This window comes from Lactobacillus sp. YT155 (assembly GCF_030504545.1).
In the GTDB taxonomy this organism is placed as follows: domain Bacteria; phylum Bacillota; class Bacilli; order Lactobacillales; family Lactobacillaceae; genus BQUT01.
In genome coordinates, this window is sequence record NZ_JAUKWP010000002.1 from 64,396 (window position 1) to 82,830 (window position 18,435).

General features: G+C 35.0%; 18 protein-coding genes. 2 read left to right on the forward strand and 16 right to left on the reverse strand.

What is annotated here, in order from left to right:
• Positions 1 to 4 precede the first annotated feature (4 nt).
• The 14 genes from comGA to murB all read right to left on the reverse strand — a co-directional run bounded on the left by comGA (position 5) and on the right by murB (position 15,667).
• A complete protein-coding gene (comGA, locus tag Q2T76_RS03180) occupies positions 5 to 943 on the reverse strand; it encodes a competence type IV pilus ATPase ComGA (protein WP_302084071.1) in 939 nt (312 codons plus the stop codon).
• A 64-nt stretch (positions 944 to 1,007) separates the two neighbouring features.
• Positions 1,008 to 2,129 (reverse strand): UDP-galactopyranose mutase, encoded by a 1,122-nt coding sequence (gene glf / locus Q2T76_RS03185; RefSeq protein WP_302084072.1) that lies wholly within the window; start codon positions 2,127 to 2,129, stop codon positions 1,008 to 1,010.
• Between the two features lie 125 nt (positions 2,130 to 2,254).
• Positions 2,255 to 2,986, reverse strand: a complete 732-nt coding sequence (locus Q2T76_RS03190; RefSeq protein WP_302084073.1) for a YebC/PmpR family DNA-binding transcriptional regulator — start codon at positions 2,984 to 2,986, stop codon at positions 2,255 to 2,257.
• Positions 2,987 to 3,058: 72 nt separating this feature from the next.
• Entirely contained in the window at positions 3,059 to 3,568 is a 510-nt protein-coding gene (locus Q2T76_RS03195) for a VanZ family protein (RefSeq protein WP_302084074.1), read from the reverse strand.
• 53 nt (positions 3,569 to 3,621) lie between these two features.
• A complete protein-coding gene (gene glmS, locus Q2T76_RS03200; protein WP_302084075.1) occupies positions 3,622 to 5,427 on the reverse strand; it encodes a glutamine--fructose-6-phosphate transaminase (isomerizing) in 1,806 nt (601 codons plus the stop codon).
• 182 nt (positions 5,428 to 5,609) lie between these two features.
• Positions 5,610 to 6,959: a phosphoglucosamine mutase gene (glmM, locus tag Q2T76_RS03205; protein WP_302084076.1), complete on the reverse strand. Its 1,350-nt coding sequence runs from the start codon at positions 6,957 to 6,959 to the stop codon at positions 5,610 to 5,612.
• A 5-nt stretch (positions 6,960 to 6,964) separates the two neighbouring features.
• Entirely contained in the window at positions 6,965 to 8,029 is a 1,065-nt protein-coding gene (locus tag Q2T76_RS03210) for a YbbR-like domain-containing protein (RefSeq protein WP_302084077.1), read from the reverse strand.
• A complete protein-coding gene (gene cdaA, locus Q2T76_RS03215) occupies positions 8,029 to 8,868 on the reverse strand; it encodes a diadenylate cyclase CdaA (RefSeq protein ID WP_302084078.1) in 840 nt (279 codons plus the stop codon). Before cdaA ends, Q2T76_RS03210 begins: the two co-directional genes overlap by 1 nt.
• A gap of 52 nt (positions 8,869 to 8,920) precedes the next feature.
• Positions 8,921 to 9,991 carry a PotD/PotF family extracellular solute-binding protein gene (locus tag Q2T76_RS03220; RefSeq protein ID WP_302084079.1) on the reverse strand — a complete coding sequence of 357 codons (1,071 nt, stop codon included), beginning with the start codon at positions 9,989 to 9,991 and terminating at the stop codon, positions 8,921 to 8,923.
• Positions 9,991 to 10,794 carry an ABC transporter permease gene (locus Q2T76_RS03225; protein WP_302084080.1) on the reverse strand — a complete coding sequence of 268 codons (804 nt, stop codon included), beginning with the start codon at positions 10,792 to 10,794 and terminating at the stop codon, positions 9,991 to 9,993. Before Q2T76_RS03225 ends, Q2T76_RS03220 begins: the two co-directional genes overlap by 1 nt.
• Positions 10,787 to 11,602 carry an ABC transporter permease gene (locus Q2T76_RS03230; protein WP_302084081.1) on the reverse strand — a complete coding sequence of 272 codons (816 nt, stop codon included), beginning with the start codon at positions 11,600 to 11,602 and terminating at the stop codon, positions 10,787 to 10,789. Before Q2T76_RS03230 ends, Q2T76_RS03225 begins: the two co-directional genes overlap by 8 nt.
• A 3-nt stretch (positions 11,603 to 11,605) precedes the next feature.
• Complete coding sequence (locus tag Q2T76_RS03235) at positions 11,606 to 12,685, reverse strand: ABC transporter ATP-binding protein (protein WP_302084082.1); 1,080 nt, start codon at positions 12,683 to 12,685, stop codon at positions 11,606 to 11,608.
• A gap of 2 nt (positions 12,686 to 12,687) precedes the next feature.
• Positions 12,688 to 14,748, reverse strand: a complete 2,061-nt coding sequence (locus Q2T76_RS03240) for a sodium:proton antiporter (protein WP_302084083.1) — start codon at positions 14,746 to 14,748, stop codon at positions 12,688 to 12,690.
• A gap of 25 nt (positions 14,749 to 14,773) precedes the next feature.
• Positions 14,774 to 15,667, reverse strand: a complete 894-nt coding sequence (murB, locus tag Q2T76_RS03245; protein WP_302084084.1) for a UDP-N-acetylmuramate dehydrogenase — start codon at positions 15,665 to 15,667, stop codon at positions 14,774 to 14,776.
• A gap of 135 nt (positions 15,668 to 15,802) precedes the next feature.
• Here murB and Q2T76_RS03250 point away from each other — a divergent pair, with 135 nt between their 5' ends.
• Together Q2T76_RS03250 and Q2T76_RS03255 are read left to right on the forward strand one after the other, a co-directional pair.
• The gene (locus tag Q2T76_RS03250) at positions 15,803 to 16,984 is read left to right on the forward strand and encodes a MalY/PatB family protein (protein WP_302084085.1); all 1,182 of its coding nucleotides are present in this window, start codon (positions 15,803 to 15,805) and stop codon (positions 16,982 to 16,984) included.
• Positions 16,985 to 16,996: 12 nt separating this feature from the next.
• Positions 16,997 to 17,530 carry a 3'-5' exonuclease gene (locus Q2T76_RS03255; protein WP_302084086.1) on the forward strand — a complete coding sequence of 178 codons (534 nt, stop codon included), beginning with the start codon at positions 16,997 to 16,999 and terminating at the stop codon, positions 17,528 to 17,530.
• Here the strand turns inward: Q2T76_RS03255 and Q2T76_RS03260 are convergent.
• Positions 17,527 to 17,979 (reverse strand): GNAT family N-acetyltransferase, encoded by a 453-nt coding sequence (locus Q2T76_RS03260; protein WP_302084087.1) that lies wholly within the window; start codon positions 17,977 to 17,979, stop codon positions 17,527 to 17,529. The genes Q2T76_RS03255 and Q2T76_RS03260 overlap by 4 nt on opposite strands.
• Complete coding sequence (tsaE, locus tag Q2T76_RS03265) at positions 17,972 to 18,433, reverse strand: tRNA (adenosine(37)-N6)-threonylcarbamoyltransferase complex ATPase subunit type 1 TsaE (protein ID WP_367881609.1); 462 nt, start codon at positions 18,431 to 18,433, stop codon at positions 17,972 to 17,974. Before tsaE ends, Q2T76_RS03260 begins: the two co-directional genes overlap by 8 nt.
• Positions 18,434 to 18,435 lie beyond the last annotated feature (2 nt).

The window sequence follows — 18,435 nt, forward strand, 5'->3', positions numbered from 1 at the left end:
TTTTTTATCCGTAAAAATATTTTTGATAGACTTGATGATTAATCACCCCTCTTTCATAATATTTTTTCAATTTATTCTGCCAATCTTTCAGTTCGTTAATCTTCTCTGGTAAATCAAAGTCCAATAAAATATCGATTACACATAATAGTTTTTGATTAATACTAGGGATTAAACGTTGGTAAATCGCGGCATTTAAAACCGACTTCAAAGAAAATTCATCAACGCCAAATTCAATCATTCGTTTGATTACTGAGTATTTTGATTTGGCATGAATAGTTGATAAAACTGTATATCCACTTAATGCCGCTTTAACAACCAGTTGGGCCGTCATTTGGTCTCTGATTTCGCCAACAATCAATATGTCTGGACGTTGCCGCAAACTTGTTTTAATCAGTTCTTCATAGCTCATTTTGGCTTCATCATTTACTTGTAATTGCAGAAAGCCATCAACATGAATTTCTGTCGGATCTTCGATACACATAACTGTTTTACTAGGTAAAAACAGTTGTGCTAAGCGATACATTAAGCTAGTTTTACCTGAGCCCATAGGACCACTGAATAGAATCAAACCTTTTCTATCGACAAGTTCAGTCAATTTTTCTGGCAACGCCTGTTCTTCGATATTAGGATAGATGAGTCGAATTACTAATATTTCTTGATTCAAATAATTCCCCACTGAAGAGAGTCGCAAATTAACTCCTTGATACTGGTAAGAACCCAGTTGTGGCCGTCTCTTTTCGCTAATATCCATGCCACTTTGAAATTTCAAAAAATTAATTATTCCTCCAGCAACGCTTTCTTCTAAGTCTTTAAAATTTTGTCGCCGATTTATCAATTTAAAAAGTATCTGCACCTTCTTTTGACTTGGAATAAAGAAGATATCAGAAACTTTTTTCTTAATTGCTGATTTGAACATCTCATCTATTTCTTGTTTAATATTCAAAAGATCACCTCCGTCTTGAACTTAATTACGCAAAAAAAAAGAACTTCCTGTTAGGAAGTTCTTTTTAAATTATTTTTTCACCAAATTCTTGGCCAACAAGTTGCAATGATGCCTGAATTACTTGATGCATATCGTAATACCGGTATTGTCCTAAACGACCACCAAAAATCACTTTTGGTTCTGATTTAGCTAACTCATTATATTTTGTGTAAAGATGGTTATTTTGCTTATTATTCACTGGATAATATGGTTCATCACCACGCGACCATTTAGCAGGATATTCCTTGGTAATAATGGTCTTATGCTTATTACCTTGACCAAATTCAAAATGCTTATGTTCAATAATTCTTGTGTAAGGAGTTTCAGCATCAGTGTAGTTCACAACTGCATTTCCTTGGTGATTATCTTCATCAAGTTCTTCGGTTTCAAAACGTAAACTACGATATTCTAATTCACCTAATTGATAGTCAAAAAATTGATCAATCATTCCAGTAAAAATGACTTTATCATACTGATCGATATATTCTTGCTTGTGATCAAAGAAATCAACTCCTGTTTCAACTTCAATCAAATCACTAGCTAACATTTTTTCAACAATTTGCGTATATCCACCAATTGGAATTCCTTGATAAGTATCATTGAAATAGTTATTGTCGTAGGTCAATCTAACTGGCAAACGACGGATAATAAATGCCGGTAAATCAGTAGCTTTTTGTCCCCATTGCTTCTCAGTGTAACCTTTAACTAATTTCTCATAAATGTCGGTTCCAATTAGAGAGATTGCTTGTTCTTCAAGGTTTTCTGGCTTCTTACCATTAAGAATTGCTTTTTGTTCATCAATTTTAGCTTGAGCCTCTTCAGGAGTAACCACGCCCCAAAGTTTATTAAAGGTATTCATATTGAATGGCATATTATAGATTTCGCCTTTGTAGTTGGCGATTGGGCTATTAGTATAACGATTGAATTCCGCAAATTGGTGAACATAGTCCCAGATTTTCTTATTACTGGTATGAAAAATATGAGCTCCATATTCATGTACCTGAATGCCATCAACTTCTTTGGTATAAATATTTCCAGCAATATGGTCTCTTCTTTCAATTACCTTAACATGATGTCCACGTTTGGCTGCCTCGTATGCAAATGTTGATCCAAAAAGACCTGAACCTACTACTAAATAATTAGTCATCATTTTCTCCTTATTTCAATTACATTATTACCAGTGTATCGCAAAACTAAAAATACAGTTTAATTTAATTTTTATTTTAAGCAATTATTAAAAAAGCCTACCTCATATTAAGGCAAGCTTCTTAATTAATCTTCAAAATCCTCTGCAGCAGTGTAAACATTTGAAACATCATCATCATCTTCTAGCTGATCAATCATGTGTTGGAATTGTTCTTTTTTATCTTCAGGAATTGGAGTAGTATTTTGTGGAATCATGGTCAATTCAGCATTAGCTAATTCATAACCTTTTTCTTCCAAATAATCGCGAACTGAAGTGAATTCTTTTGCTTCAGTATAGATTTCAAATACTTCATCACTAGTTTGTAAATCGTCAGCTCCTGCTTCCATTACATCTTCTAGCATTTGATCTTCGTCAGCATCAGTAGTTGTCCGGTCAATAGCAATGTAACCTTTACGGTCGAACATATAAGCAACTGAACCAGCGGCTCCCATACTTCCACCATTTCTAGTTACAGCTACACGCACTGATGAAGCAGTTCTATTCTTGTTATCTGTAAGTGTTTCGATTAGGACAGCAACACCACCTGGTGCATATCCTTCATAGGTGATTTCTTCATAGTTATCAGCAGCTCCACCAACAGCCTTGTCGATAGCACGTTTAATGTTATCTTTAGGCATATTAGCAGCACGAGCTTTATCCATTACCATACGAAGTGCGGCGTTGTTCGCAGGGTCAGGATCACCACCTTTTGCAGCCATGAATAATTCACGTGAGATTTTTTGGAAAATTTTTCCACGTTTTGCATCTTGGGCGTTTTTACGACCTTGAATGTTATGCCATTTTGAATGTCCTGACATCTTGCGTCCTTCTTTCTTTAATTTATTTTGTGTCACAAAATCTAGTTAATTTTATCAAAAAAAAAGCTATTTTTAAATAGCTTTTTTCGTTCTTATGTGTAAATATATCAGATAAATTAGCCAAACTACTAAAATCCCTACCAAAGCTCCTGCACTATCAAGCATTACATCATCAATTAATGGTGTTCTACCAGTAGTAATTTCTTGATGAAATTCATCTAAAGCAGCTAAGCCAGTAGTCATTAACCAAGCCATGAAAAACAACATAACTTTGGAATTTATTTTGTTGTAAATGGCTAACCATAAAAATGTACCAATAACTAAATAACTACCAAAATGAGCAAATTTTCTGATAAAAAATTCTGCTAACTTGTAATAACCCATATTATCAATCGAATGAGCTTGTCCACCATAGGTAAAGTGAAGCTGACTCAATAAATGATAAAAAGGTTTATTGGTTAGATATTTGCTAAAAGCTGGTACCATGGTTTGCTGTTTATAAGTCATTGATGAACTTATAAAAATTATTAAGATCATCAAGAAAAAAATAACAGCAGCAATTCTTTCTACTTTTTTCGACATATTATTTCTCACTTGTAATATTTCAAAAATATCATATCACAAGATAGACGCCATTACTCTACGGTAACGCTCTTAGCCAAACTTCTTGGTTGATCAACATCATTACCACGTTGAAGACTGGCATAATAAGCTAACAATTGGGCCGGTACCACACTAATTAAAGGTTGTAACAACTCATTAATCGTAAAGCACACAATTTGGTCGTCACTTTGAGCATCATCTTGATTGGAAATAACCAGTACATGAGCCCCACGAGCTTGAACTTCTTCAATATTTCCGCGAGTTAAACCAGTTGTATTTTGATCATTTAAGTAAGCTATTACCGGAGTTTTGTCTTCAATTAATGAAATTGTTCCGTGTTTTAATTCTCCCGCAGCAAATCCTTCGGTATGAATGTAGGAAATTTCTTTTAATTTCAAAGCAGCTTCCAAACATAAAGCGTAATCCATTCCACGTCCAATATAAAACGCGTGATTTTGATTAGTGAAGAACTCATATGATAATTTCTCAATATCATCTTTTTGATCAACAATAGCTTGAATTCCGTTAGCCGCCAACGAAAGTTCTTCTCTTAAGTCTAGTTGCTTAGCAGTAGCATTATTCAAATGGTCTCCTAAAACTTTGGCAATTACAGCTTGCACGGCAATTTGAGCTACATAAGCTTTTGTAGAAGCTACCGCAATTTCAGGACCGGCAAGAAGTTGCATCTGATAAGTTGCTTCACGCCAAAGAGTCGAATCTTTCACATTGGTTACTGTTAAACTTGGCAAATTCATTTCGTTAATCTTTACCAAGACTTGGCGACTATCGGCAGTTTCACCACTTTGAGATAAGAAAATAAAGAAACTCTCATCAATTAATTTTGGTAAGTGATAACCAAATTCACTAGCAAGTTCAACATTAACAGGAATATCAGTTAATTCCTCAATAATTCTCTTACCAACTAAGCCAGCATGATAACTTGTTCCAGCGGCCACAATATAAATTTGTTTAGCAGTCGCCATTTTATTTAACAAGTCTTCATCAAGGTTTACTTGTTCATCACTCAAATAAAATTCACTTATTCTTCTGATTACTCCGGGTTGCTCATCAATTTCTTTGAGCATGTAATAATCGTAAGTCCCTTTAGAAATTTCCTTAGGGTCTAAGTCAACTTCATAAGGTGAGCGTTCAATAGCAACTCCACTTTGATCATAAATTTCATAGTTATCTGCTTCTAAGATAACAATTTCGCCATCGTGTAATTCAACAAATTGATTCGTATAGTTGATCATTGCCATTGCATCAGAACACAAAGCATTAAAATCTTCGCCTATTCCCAGCAAAAGAGGACTTTTATTTTTAGCAACGAAAATTTGCTCAGGATTTTCTTTATCAGCTAATGCAAATGCATATGAGCCTTCTAGTAAACTAATCGTTTGTTTGAAAGCTTCTAAAGTTGTCATCCCTTGATTAGCAAAATATGAAACTAATTGGACTACAACTTCAGTATCGGTTTGACTAGCGAATTCAATCCCAGATAAATAAGTTTCTTTTAATTGTTCATAATTTGTGATTACCCCATTATGAACCAAATAAAAGCGTTCATCACTACTGAAATGAGGATGCGCATTTTCTACTGTTGGTTTACCATGAGTTGCCCATCGGGTATGACCTATCCCCATAGTTCCTCCAACTTCATTAGAAATTGCATCCTCTAACTTAGCAATTTTGCCTACTTCTTTTACTAAATGACTACCTTGGTTGCCATTAATAAAGACACCAGCCGAATCATAGCCACGGTATTCTAGTTTTTTTAGACCATCAATTAACATTTCTTTTGTATTTACGGTGCCAATAACACCAACTATTCCACACATATTTATATCCTTTATTTTCGAAATTGGTATAGATGAATTTTTGAAAAAACATTCATTTTTCAACACAGATAACTCTACAAAAACAAAGGAAATAAGTCAATGATAATTAATTTTTATTTAAATTTATCTAAATTGGTATATATAGATTTGGAATTGACGTCAAAAAAAAAGACCTTGAAGGTCTATTTACCAATTTCTTTTTTCACAACATCGCAAATGCTGTCACAGTATTCGTTCACTTTTTCTTCAGTAGCAGCTTCCACCATTACTCGTAATAAGTCTTCTGTACCACTAGGACGAACTAGGACACGACCATCGCCGGCCATTTTGTCTTCCACTAACTTAATTGCTTCAGTAATAGCTGCGGATTCTTCCCAAGCTTTCTTATCAACAACTGGAATGTTTACCAGTTTTTGTGGGTAAGTCTTCACCGGTGCAGCAAGCTCAGATAACGATTTACCGGTTTGCTTCATAACTTTCATTAACTGAATTCCAGTTAACATACCATCACCAGTATTGTGATATTCGAATAAAACAATATGTCCTGATTGTTCACCACCAAGTGAATAACCATCTTTACGGATTTCTTCAACAACATGTCGGTCACCAACATCTGTTTGAACTGACTTCATGCCATTTTCTTCGATAGCCTTATAAAGGCCAATATTACTCATAACAGTCGTGACAATAGTATCTTTTTTCAAAGTACCATTGTCCTTGAAATAGTTTCCGAGGATAAACATAATTTTATCTCCGTCCACAATATTTCCTTTTTCATCAATTGCGATACAACGATCACCATCACCATCAAAAGCTAGGCCTAGTTGTGCACCTTGTTTTACAACTTCTTCGGCCAATTTCTCGGGATGAGTTGAGCCGACACCATCGTTAATATTAACGCCATCAGGATTGCTAGCAATAATATCAAAATCAACATCTAAGTCGGCAAAAAGATTGCCCGCAATCTTTGAGGTTGACCCATTAGCTGTATCAGCCACTAATTTTATTCCTGCCAAGTCACCGGGAATAGTTTGTTTAAGGAACTCAATGTATTTTAGTGAGCCTTCTGGATAATCTTCAATAGTTCCCAATCCAAGAGCTGCAGGACGTGGCAAAGTATCTTCGGCTTCGTCCAAGAATTTTTCAATTTCTAATTCTGTTTCGTCGGCTAATTTATAGCCATCTGAACCAAAGAATTTGATTCCATTATCTTGTGCGGGATTGTGAGATGCAGAGATCATAATACCTGCATCAGCATTTTGAGCTTTCACCAAGAAAGCAACCGCTGGAGTGGTGATAACATCTAAGTTCAAAACTTCAATTCCAACAGAAAGTAGTCCTGAAATCAACGCATATTGAAGCATCTCTCCTGAAATTCTAGTATCTCTTGCAACCAAAACTCTAGGTTGTTTTTTATCTGAGTGCTTTGTTAAAACATAGCCTCCGGCACGTCCTAATTTAAAAGCAAATTCTGGTTTTAGGCCGCTATTGGCTACTCCTCTAACACCATCAGTTCCAAAATATTTACCCATTGTTTTTATACTCTCCTTACAGTCCTAGTCTGCTTCTTGCTGACTTTCTTTTTACTGTTTTTCTTTGTTTTAGCCTTGCTAGTCTTCTTGTCGTCATCTGGATCTGAAGATTTTTTCACAGTAATCTCAACAGTGACACTATTAGGCTCAGAACTCCAAATTTTGTTTTTGAAAACATCTGCTAAAGTATAGGTCTTCTTGGTACTTGTTTTCAAGTCGGAAACATCAACTGGAATACTTAACTCAGATAGTTCATCTAAGTTGTTTTGATCTCCATAGACCTTGGCTGAATCGGTATTAAGTTTAAAACTATATTCATATCCATCGACAGGCTTACCAGTCTGTTCAGTTTTTAAATTAACCTGCTTACTTGGTACCGTGATCGGAATTGAAATATGAGTTGTTTGTGGACTTAAAATAACATTCACAATTTTACCATCAGCATCTAATGCTTGTAACAGGACTTCTTTTTCAACACTTGTTTTCACATTTCGCGGAATATCCACCGAAGCAACCACTTGTACTACTTTTTTAATTTCGGACTTTGGTCCAGAAACTGTAGCTGTGGCAGGATTAGCATAAGGTGTACCAATCTTATATCCAGACTTCAGTGAATTCTTCTCCAGAGCAATCTGGATTGGGAAGACTTGCGAAACTTTCTTCGAGATTTTGACATTAACAGTTTCAGGACTAGTAGTTGCTTTTATTTCTTTGTTTAGCCCCGTAACATTAAATTTAACCTTATGTTTTCCTGGTCCTAACTTAGTTAGATCTAAGGAAACATTGAAGTTTCGAGTCTTCTTAGTAGTTTCAATTAAGGCCGAAGGTCCTGATAATTTCACATCCACAGTTGTTGGATACCCAGTAACAAAATATTGATAGTCATCAACATTAACTTGCACTTGAACATTCTTAACAGTAACTACTTTCGTAGCGGTTTGTTGAATCTGTTTCTTGGCAGAATCTCGGGTAGAAAGAGCACTCGGAGCACTAACACTAATGAATAACCAGATAGCAATTATTAATGAAACTAGTCCATAAGTATATTTACTATTAAAGAAATTTTTCATTATTGTTCACCTCCGTTTCTCATATTTTTGGTGAACGAAGCTAAGAAACCTTTTTTCTCGCTCTCATTATTAAGTTGAGCATTTAAATATTTCAAATAATCTTCTCGAGAAAGATCATTCATCATTTGTCCATTTCTAGTGATCATGACACCACCGGTTTCCTCAGACACAACAATCGTTAACGCATCAGTTACTTCACTGATTCCTACCGCAGCACGATGTCTAGTTCCATATTCCTTTGGAATAGTCGTACTTTCTGACAAAGGCAAGTATGCAGCGGCTACCGCAACTTTATTGTCTTGAATAATTACCGCCCCGTCATGTAGTGGCGTATTCGGAATGAAGATATTGATTAGTAAAGCACTCGTGATATCAGAATCTAAAGGAATTCCAGTTTCAATATATTCCTCTAAACCAGTATTCATTTGGATAGTAATCAAAGCACCAATTCTTCTCTTCGACATATATTGAACAGCATCATCAATTGAATTGATAAGATTCTTGGCTGAAGCATTTTCTTCTTCGTAACCACCCAGCTCCCAAAATGGTGCCCTTCCGATATGTTCAAGACCACGTCTGATTTCCGGCTGGAAGATAACAATACTAGCAATAATTGCCCAGCTTAAAACTTGATCCATCATGTAAGAAACTGTATGCAGATTCAAGACCCAACTAAGTCCCTTAATTATCAAGATAAAAAAGATTCCCTTGAGTAATTGAATCGCCTTGGTTCCTCTAATGAGCATCAATAACTTATAAACAGCAAACCACACCACCAAAATATCAATGATATTTGTCAGTGTCGACCAGCTAAAAATATTGTAATTAAATATGGTCATACGCGCTCTCCTAATCTATAGGTTACATTATAACAAATCACACCATATTTGATTAATTTGTTATCATTTTAAACTCTAAGAATAAGTCATTATATCTTTGAATATACTTCATACCTAAGTCATTATAGACCTGCAATTTCTTAAGTAATTTTTCATCGGGATATAACTCTTTGTTCTTTAATTGTTCTTGATCCAAATCTTTTTTAGCCTTTTTATTGGGAGTAGCATAGCCAATATAATTGGCATTTTGTGCAGCATTTTCAGGTTTTAACATGAAGTTAATAAAGTCATAGGCCCCTTCTGGATTCTTGCTAGTCTTAGGAATAACGATATTATCAAACCAAATATTACTACCTTTTTTAGGAACAACATAAGTCATGTTCTTATTGCGACTCATAATTTCATTAGCTTCACCTGACCAAGTAACTGCCACTTGTGCCTCGTTATCTGCCATATACATTTTAATTTCATCAGCCACAATCGCTTTAACATTTGGAGACAATTTGTCTAAATGGTCTTTAGCTGCCAGCAATTGTTGATTATCTTTTGAATTAACTGAATAGCCTAAGTCAATCAATGACATTCCTAAAATATCCCGTGCGGAATCAACAATTAAAATTTTCTTCTTTAGCTTGGGATTCCACAGGTCAGACCATTCTTTAGGTTGCTCATCTTGAGGAAGTCGTTTGTCATATACAATTCCCAGAGTCCCCCAGAAATAAGGAATAGAATATTGATTGTTTTTATCAAAATCCAAATTCAAAAAAGTAGGATCAATATTGGATAATCCTTTAATTTTTTTATGATCTAACTTTTTCAACAAATTAGCAGCGGTCATCTTTTGAATCATATAATCACTAGGAATAGCAATATCATAGCTTGTTCCGCCTTGCTTCACCTTCGAAAACATTGCTTCATTACTATCAAAGGTCTCATAAACAACTTTGTATCCATATTCATGTTCAAACTTTTTTATTAGTTTAGGGTCTAAATAATCTCCCCAATTATAAATAACCAAGGTTTTTTGGGTATGGTGTGCACTTTTATTCAATTGATAGTTACCATAAAATAAACCGCCACAAACCATCAACAATAAGGAAATATAGATTAGTATTTTTTTCATTACACCACTCTACCTTTCCCATTTTTTATCATTTTCTTACTACGAACACTTAGTAAATAATAAATAACAATCATGATTAATGAGAAGATGAAAATCAATGCCGATAAGGCGTTAATTTCCAAACTCACTCCTTGACGGGCTCGAGAGTAAACCTCAACTGATAAGGTTTCGAATCCATTACCAGTTACAAAAAATGTCACAGCAAAATCATCTAAAGAATACGTGAATGCCATGAAAAATCCACTCAAAATACTTGGCATCAAGTAAGGCAAGGTTACTTTACTAAACACTTGAAAATTAGTTGCCCCAAGGTCTTGAGCTGCGTCAATCATTGTTCGATTCATCTCTTTTAAGCGAGGAATAATCATTAACACAACAATCGGAATACTAAATGCGATATGACTGAGCAAAACTGACATGAATCCTAAGCTAAAGCCTAGCACCGTAAATAAAATTAGAAAACTAGAACCAATAATAACATCAGGTGAAACCATCAAAATATTGTTCAATGATAAGTATGTGTTTACGGCTTTTTTTGACTTTAAACTATCAATTAATAATGCCCCACCCAAACCAATAATGGTGGCAAATAGTGATGATAAAATGGCAATCAAAAATGTATTAATCACGATACTAATTAATCTTTTATCAGCAAATAATTCTTGAAAATGACTTAGGGTAAATCCTTGAAAGACTCCCATATTATTACCCTTATTAAAGGCAAAAAGAATGAGATAGAAGATTGGTAAATATAACAGAATAATCAATATAGTTAGATAAATGCGAGAAAATAATTTATTCATGATTTTTCACACCTACCTTGTTCTTTTTAGTTTTAGATGTAAAGAGAATTATGGCAATCATAATGAATACCAGAATTACCCCTACAGTAGATCCCATCGACCAATTCATTGTCGTCAAGAAATGTTCTTCAATGGCTGTTCCTAAAGTAATAACTCGGTTTCCGCCAATTAGTCTGGTTAACATAAATAACGATAATGCAGGGATAAAGACCGTCTGAATTCCAGTTTTGACACCATTCATGGTCAACGGAAAGACAACTTTAGTAAACGTTTGAATCTTATTTGCGCCTAAATCTTCACTAGCCTGAATATAGGTTTTATCCAGCGCTTTGATTGAATTATAGATAGGCAAAATCATAAATGGAATTTCAATATAAGTAGCAACAAAAATAAAACTGAAGTTGGTAAATAACAATTGCTGAGGAGCAATTCCCAGCAAACCTAAGAAATAATTAATCGAACCATCGTGACTAAAAATACCAATAAAAGCATAAGCTTTCAAAAGCAAATTAATCCAGGTTGGTAAAATTATCAATAGAATTAAAAAAGTATCGTACTTTGAATTGGCGATAAAATACGCTGCTGGATAACTAATAATTAAACTAAAAAAAGTAATTAAAAAAGCAAATAGAAATGAGTTAAAGGTCATTTTTAGATAAACACCAGAAGAAAAGAAAGCCTGATAATTACTAAAAATTGACTTGCCATTATCGAACGTCAATGATTGCATAAAAATTAAAATTAGTGGAATTACTACAAAAAGGACAATCCATAGGAAGTAAGGAACATAAAATAATCTTTTTCTCATATTTTATTCCTCGTAACTTTCCAATCGAGCGTCGAAGTCTTCCTCGGATTCGTTCAAACGCATGACATGAATATCTTCGGGCTCGAAAAATAAGCCAATGCCCATTGACTCTTTGGCTGGATTGGTTGAATGAATCAACCAGTTGTTATCATCTTCATCATGAGCCATTATTTCAAAATGGTCGCCACGAAATGATTGACTATCGACATTTACAATTAATTTCCCATTATCCTTAGTTGTAATATCCAAATCTTCAGGTCTGATGACTACTTCCACACGTTCATTTTGAGGAATTCCCGCATCGGCACATTCGAACTCTTTACCAACAAATTTAACTTGATAATCGTCTAACATTTGACCATCGACGATATTACTTTCACCGATAAAGTTAGCGACAAAATGATTGACCGGTTCATCATAAATATCAACCGGACTTCCAGATTGTTGGACAATTCCATCGTTCATAACAATAATTTCATCACTCATTGCCAAGGCTTCTTCTTGATCGTGAGTAACAAAAATAAACGTAATACCCAATTCCTGTTGTAATTGTCGTAATTCATATTGCATATTTTTTCTAAGCTTCATATCAAGCGCCGACAACGGTTCGTCAAGCAATAGAATTTCTGGCTCATTCACAATAGCTCGAGCAATGGCTACACGTTGTTGTTGTCCACCAGATAATTCATCAATCATTCGACCTTCAAAATGCTCTAGCTGAACTAATTGCAAAACCTTGGCAACTTTTTTGGAAATAGTTTTTTCATCAACCTTTTTTAAAGCTAAACCAAAAGCAACATTTTCGTAGACATTCAAATGGGGAAATAATGAATAGTTTTGAAAAACTGTATTCATGTTGCGTTTGTTGGCAGGAAAATTAGAAATATCTTTCCCTTCAAAAATTACTTGGCCACTAGTTGGTTTACTGAATCCAGAAATAATTCGTAACATCGTTGTTTTTCCAGATCCCGATGGACCTAAGATTGAATAAAATTTTCCTTTTTCAATATCAATATCAATGTCTTTTAAGACGACTTCATCATCAAAAACTTGTGTAACATTCTTTAATTGCAACAAAGACATAGCTATTCCTCTAGTTCAATATTTATCGAATTTTCTGTGTAATTTATCTTGGTTCTGATTGTTGAGGCCGTTTCTCGAGAAATCTTCCCTTGCTCTAATAAACTCTGCAAAGCAGCTCTTTGCTCAGATAAAACCGCAACTCGCAACAAATCAAGCTGTTCATCATAATCATCAGCTGGAGCCTTTTCAGACTTCAACGACTCCAGCTTGCGACGATAGATAGATACTAACTGATAAACAACATTTTGACTATACTTTTTCGGACTCTCATCAACATGATTAGTTAAGGCATTAATTGCACACTTAGCCAGTTCTTCTTCACATTTTTTGGATTCCAAAACTAACTTCTTTCGTGACAATTTACTATTAAGTAAATATCGTCTTAAACGTCGTAAATTAATCCCAATTGAATTAATAATCAAACTTGTCAGGCTAATTGAATTGGTATTCTTATTAGCATGAAGTTGATTAAGAACATTTCGCAATCTTCTACTTTGGAAACGATAGATTCGCTCCGATATTTCTCCACTGGCTTTCATTTCATCAAGTTTAGCCAACTCGGCGTTAATAGTTACCGAATGTAATTCGACATTTTGACGTAAAATATCAGGAGTTGAATTAATTTCCTGACTACTCAACTGACGTGCAGTCAAGCTTTGTTCATATTCAGCAATCAAATCTAAGGCCGCCTGTTGATTTTCCTGACGATGATTTGCTTCTAAGTATTGAATAGCCACTTTGATAATAAAAATTTCTGTCTGTGACTGACTTGCTAAATTGTTATCGCCATCGTCTTCAGACTCGTCTAATGAACTTCCACGATAATGAACTGGAGAAGCATTTTTTGACAAGATTGGAATAAAAATTGTCGCCGCCAGTAAACTCAAGATAATTACTACACTAGCAATAAATAGCACTAACATTCGTTTAGGGAATTCTTTACCCGAATCAACCACTAATGGAATCGACAAAACACCAATCATAGTAACCGCACCACGAACTCCAGAAAGTCCACTCAAGAGAGCCATTTTAAAGCTAGCTCGTTTCTTTCGAGAGAATAAGTCATAAAGATATGACCAAGCAGTTCTAACACCTAAGATTGCCAACCAGACCCCGACAGCGTACATGAAGGCTACAAAGGTACTGTGCTCGGAAATAATAATACTGCGCATTGCAGAAGGTAGCTCGACACCTAAAATAACGAAGACAATTCCGTTCAAGACATAGACTAATAAATCCCAAGTCTTGTTAGAAACAACTTGCAATTCAGATGAATAAATTTTAATTCGTTTATTATCGGAACCAATTTTCAAAATTCCCCCGACTACAACGGCGACCACTCCTGAAGCGTGAAAAACTTCTTCAGCAATAAAATAGATAATAAAAGGCGTAACAATTCTAATGATTGTATGTAGCGTTATATCGTCGATACCTTGTTGATAAATGAATAATTCTAGAACATCAATCAACCACATCAAAATCATTCCGACGATTGTTCCGACAATAACCATGTAGAAGAAATCAACAGTGGCATCTTGTAAGGAGAACATCCCTGAAACTGTAGCTGCCACTCCGTACTTGAAACATATCAAACCAGACGCATCATTAATGAGACTTTCTCCACTAACCAGATGCATCAAGTTACTAGGCAACTTAACTTTCTTAGAAATTGATTGCACCGCAATGGGGTCAGTTGGAGCTAAGATTGCTGCCAAAGCAAAACTTGTTGCCCAAGGAATTCCCGGCACAATCATATGAACAATCATTCCTACCAATACAGTTGAGATAATTACTAAGAAAATTGCGTTACCAATGATTGGTTTCTTCATCGCCCATAATTCTTTTTTAGGAAATCTTGAGCCATCATAGAACAAAATTGGCGCAATAAATAACAGCATGAACCAATCTGTTTGAACTTCAATTTTGACATTAAATAATAGTGCCACAACAATTCCTAAAGTAATTTGAATCAAACTCCCCGGAATTGACACCAGGTAATGTGAAAAAACGTTCGATAAAACAACAAGAGTGACCATAAGCAAAATCACTTCCATTATTGCCATCTAATCACTCCCATCTCTTAAAAAATTATTTGTCTTTACCAATAATTCTAACTTCTGTCTCTAATTCAACACCAAACTTTTCTTTGATAGTTTTTTGAATCAATTTAATTAACTCTAAATAATCAGTTGCAGTCGCCGTATGATTCTTGTTAACAATAAATCCCGCGTGTTTCGTTGAGACTTGTGCCCCACCGACAAAATGTCCCTGCAATCCTGCTTCAATAATTAAAGGACCAGTAAAATGTCCTTTTGGTCGTTTGAAGACACTTCCACAAGAAGGATATTCCAGTGGTTGTTTTGAACTACGCAACTCATTTAGTTCATCCATTTTAGCTTGAATAACTTCATGATCACCCGGTTGTAAATCAAAAGTAGCACTAATTACAATTCCATCATTTGATTGAATTGAACTCATCCGGTAAGAAAAATTCATATCTTCTTTGTTGAAAGTTTCAATTTTTCCATTGGGCATGAGAACTTCAGCCGAGGCGAAACATTCAGACACTTCACCACCGTATGCGCCAGCGTTCATAAAGACAGCCCCGCCGACACTACCCGGAATCCCTGCTGCGAATTCTAATCCGGACAAACTGTGCTTACTAGCAACCTTGGTTGTTTCAATGATAGTTGCTCCAGCTTCAGCAGTAACTTGGTTACCATTGACCGAAATTTCTTCGAATTGACGAAGAATAATCACCATTCCAGTAATTCCACCATCTTTAATAATCAAATTACTAGCGTTACCAATTACAGTTACCGGAATATTCTCAGTTTCACAGTATTCGGTTAAGGTAATTAACTCTCCACGATTCTGCGGAAAAGCCAATAAGTCTGCTGGTCCACCAGTTTCAGTAAAAGTATAATTACTCAATGGCTCATTCTCTAAAATTTTAATTTGTGAAATATCAATTTTTGACAACTTCAAAGCCCCTAACCCTATACGTATTAAATACAATTTTAACATATTTAAAATCAATTCGTCATTTGGTAGCTTTGTACCTTAGCAAATATGTTAGAATTTTGGTAGAAAATAATACGAAAAGAAGAGAATGCTATGTATGATTTTGATCAAGTAGTTAATCGTAAAAATACTAATTCAGTTAAATGGATGGGAGCTAAAGACCGTTATAAAAATCCCGATGTCTTGCCAATGTGGGTTGCTGACATGGATTTTGTTCCACCCAAGGAAATTGTTGAAGCACTGAAGACTACTGCTGAAACAGAAATTTTTGGCTATCCATTACCACCCTTACAAAATGAGGAACTCACAAAATCTATTCAGACTTGGCTAAAAAGACGCAATGAATGGAAGATTTCTAAAGAAAATCTAGGTTTTGCTGATGGAGTTATCCCTGCTTTATCACTTGCCTTAAAAGCTGTAACTAACGAAAATGATTCCGTGATCTTGCAAACACCTTTTTACGGACACTTCAAAATCTTGATTGATGATGCTCATCGTAAACTTGTTAATAATTTTCTACACGAAGACGAATTTGGGTACGAGTTAGACTTCGACGATTTTGAACAACAAATTATCGACAACAACGTCAAGGCATTCATTCTTTGCAATCCCCACAATCCCACTGGTCGAGTATGGAGCGAGAATGAATTAATTCAGTTAGCCAAAATTTGTCAAAAACATGATGTTTATATTTTATCCGACGACATCCATAGTGATCTAATTATGCCAGGTTATAATTATCAACCACTGGCAAAAATATATCCCGAATATAGCGATCACATCATTACTTTTAAGTCCGTTTCTAAGACTTTTAATTTGGCTGGACTTCAAATTGCTTATTACATCACTACTAACCAAGATATTCTTGAAAAGATGAACACCATTCGTGCAGAAAGTTTCCAACCTGAACTTCTTAATTCTTTCGCAACTAGCAGTTTAGTTGCTGCTTATACATTCGGTGAGCGTTGGTTAGAGGAATTAATTTCGTATATTGAAAAGAACTACAATTACTTATGTTCATTTCTAAAAGAAGAGCTTCCTAAAGCACGAGTAGCCAATCTTGAAGCAACATATTTGAGTTGGATTGATGTATCATATCTTAATATCAATGAAGAAGAGCTTCAGCAAAAACTTGATGATGCCGGAATCGGGGTTGAAACCTCATCAGAATTTGGAATAACAACGCCTAAACGCCTCTTCATCAGAATCAACATTGCAACCTCAAGAGACACCTTAGAATTAGGATTAACCCGTTTAAAGACAGCTTTAAGCTAGTAAGGAGAAACAATGGATTTTATTTCAATGGATTTTGAAACTGCCAATCGTTACCGTTCAAGTGCGTGTTCAATCGCTTTAGTAATGGTGCGAAACAATCAAATTGTTGACAGCTTTTACTCACTTATTAATCCAAAAGATCAATTTGATTACCGTAATATTCAAATACATGGAATTCACCCTGAAGATGTTCAAGGTGCTCCCACCTTTGATCAGGTATGGCAACACATCTATCCACTATTTGATGCTAATCATTTAGTGGCTGCTCATAATGCCAGTTTTGACAATAGTGTTTTAAAATCATCATTAGCTGCTTATGAAATCACAGTGCCACACTTTTTAACAATTGATACTTTAAGAACAAGTAAGGCCTTCTATCCACAATTTCCAAATCATAAATTAAACACCGTTTCCGAAATGTTAAATATTAATTTGGAGCAACACCATAACGCTCTGTACGACAGTGTTGCTTGTGCAGAAATTCTTCTTAAAACAACTAATGATGTTGGCTATAACAATATAAAAAAGATGATTAAGTTAACTTAATCATCTTTTTTTAATTCCATCTTAATTGTCTTTTCATTTTGCTCAATTACTTCAAAATCAAATTTCTCATACAGCTTAATTGCCGCTTTATTTATTGATACAACTTCAAGCCATAACGCTTCTAAGCTCGACAATCGTTGAAACCAGTCAATTGTATCAATCATCAATTCACTACCGACACCGAATCGCCAAAACTCCTTATCGACCACAATTCCTAATTCGCCATGGTCAACACTACAGAAGCCAATAATTTGATCGTCATTAATTGCGACAACTAAATTATCAAACAACGAATCATATATTCGTGCTAACGACAATTCTAAGTCGGCTAATGGCACATTCTTATCCGGTGCTTCAATATTGGGATAGTCTTTTATTAGTTGATAAAACTGAGATAACTTCTCGGCATCTTCAGGAGTTGCTTGTCGAATAATTAATTCATCACTCATCGCCCTTACCCATTTCTTCAACAATCTTCTGATAGTGGTCACCAACTCCAGAAAGATTAATTTCTCGTGACTCATCGCCAATTTTTTTGATTTCAATTCGTAGGAAATCTGCTGGTAGTAATTCAGTAATGAATTCAGACCACTCAATCACACAGATTCCTGATTCAGATAGATATTCATCTATTCCCACTTCAAAAGGATCAGAATTTTCCAGCCGATACATATCCATATGAAATAGTGGAATTCGACCGTTTCGGTATTCTCTAACCAGAGTAAAGGTGGGACTTTTGATGTTGCCATCAATATCGAGTCCCTTGGCAATTCCCTTAGTGAGAGTAGTTTTACCAGCACCTAGTTCACCATCAAGCAAAACAACATCTCCAGCTTTTAGAGATGTTGCAATTTTTTTACCTAATTCAATTGTTTCTTCAGTGTTCTTAACGTTAATTTTCATAA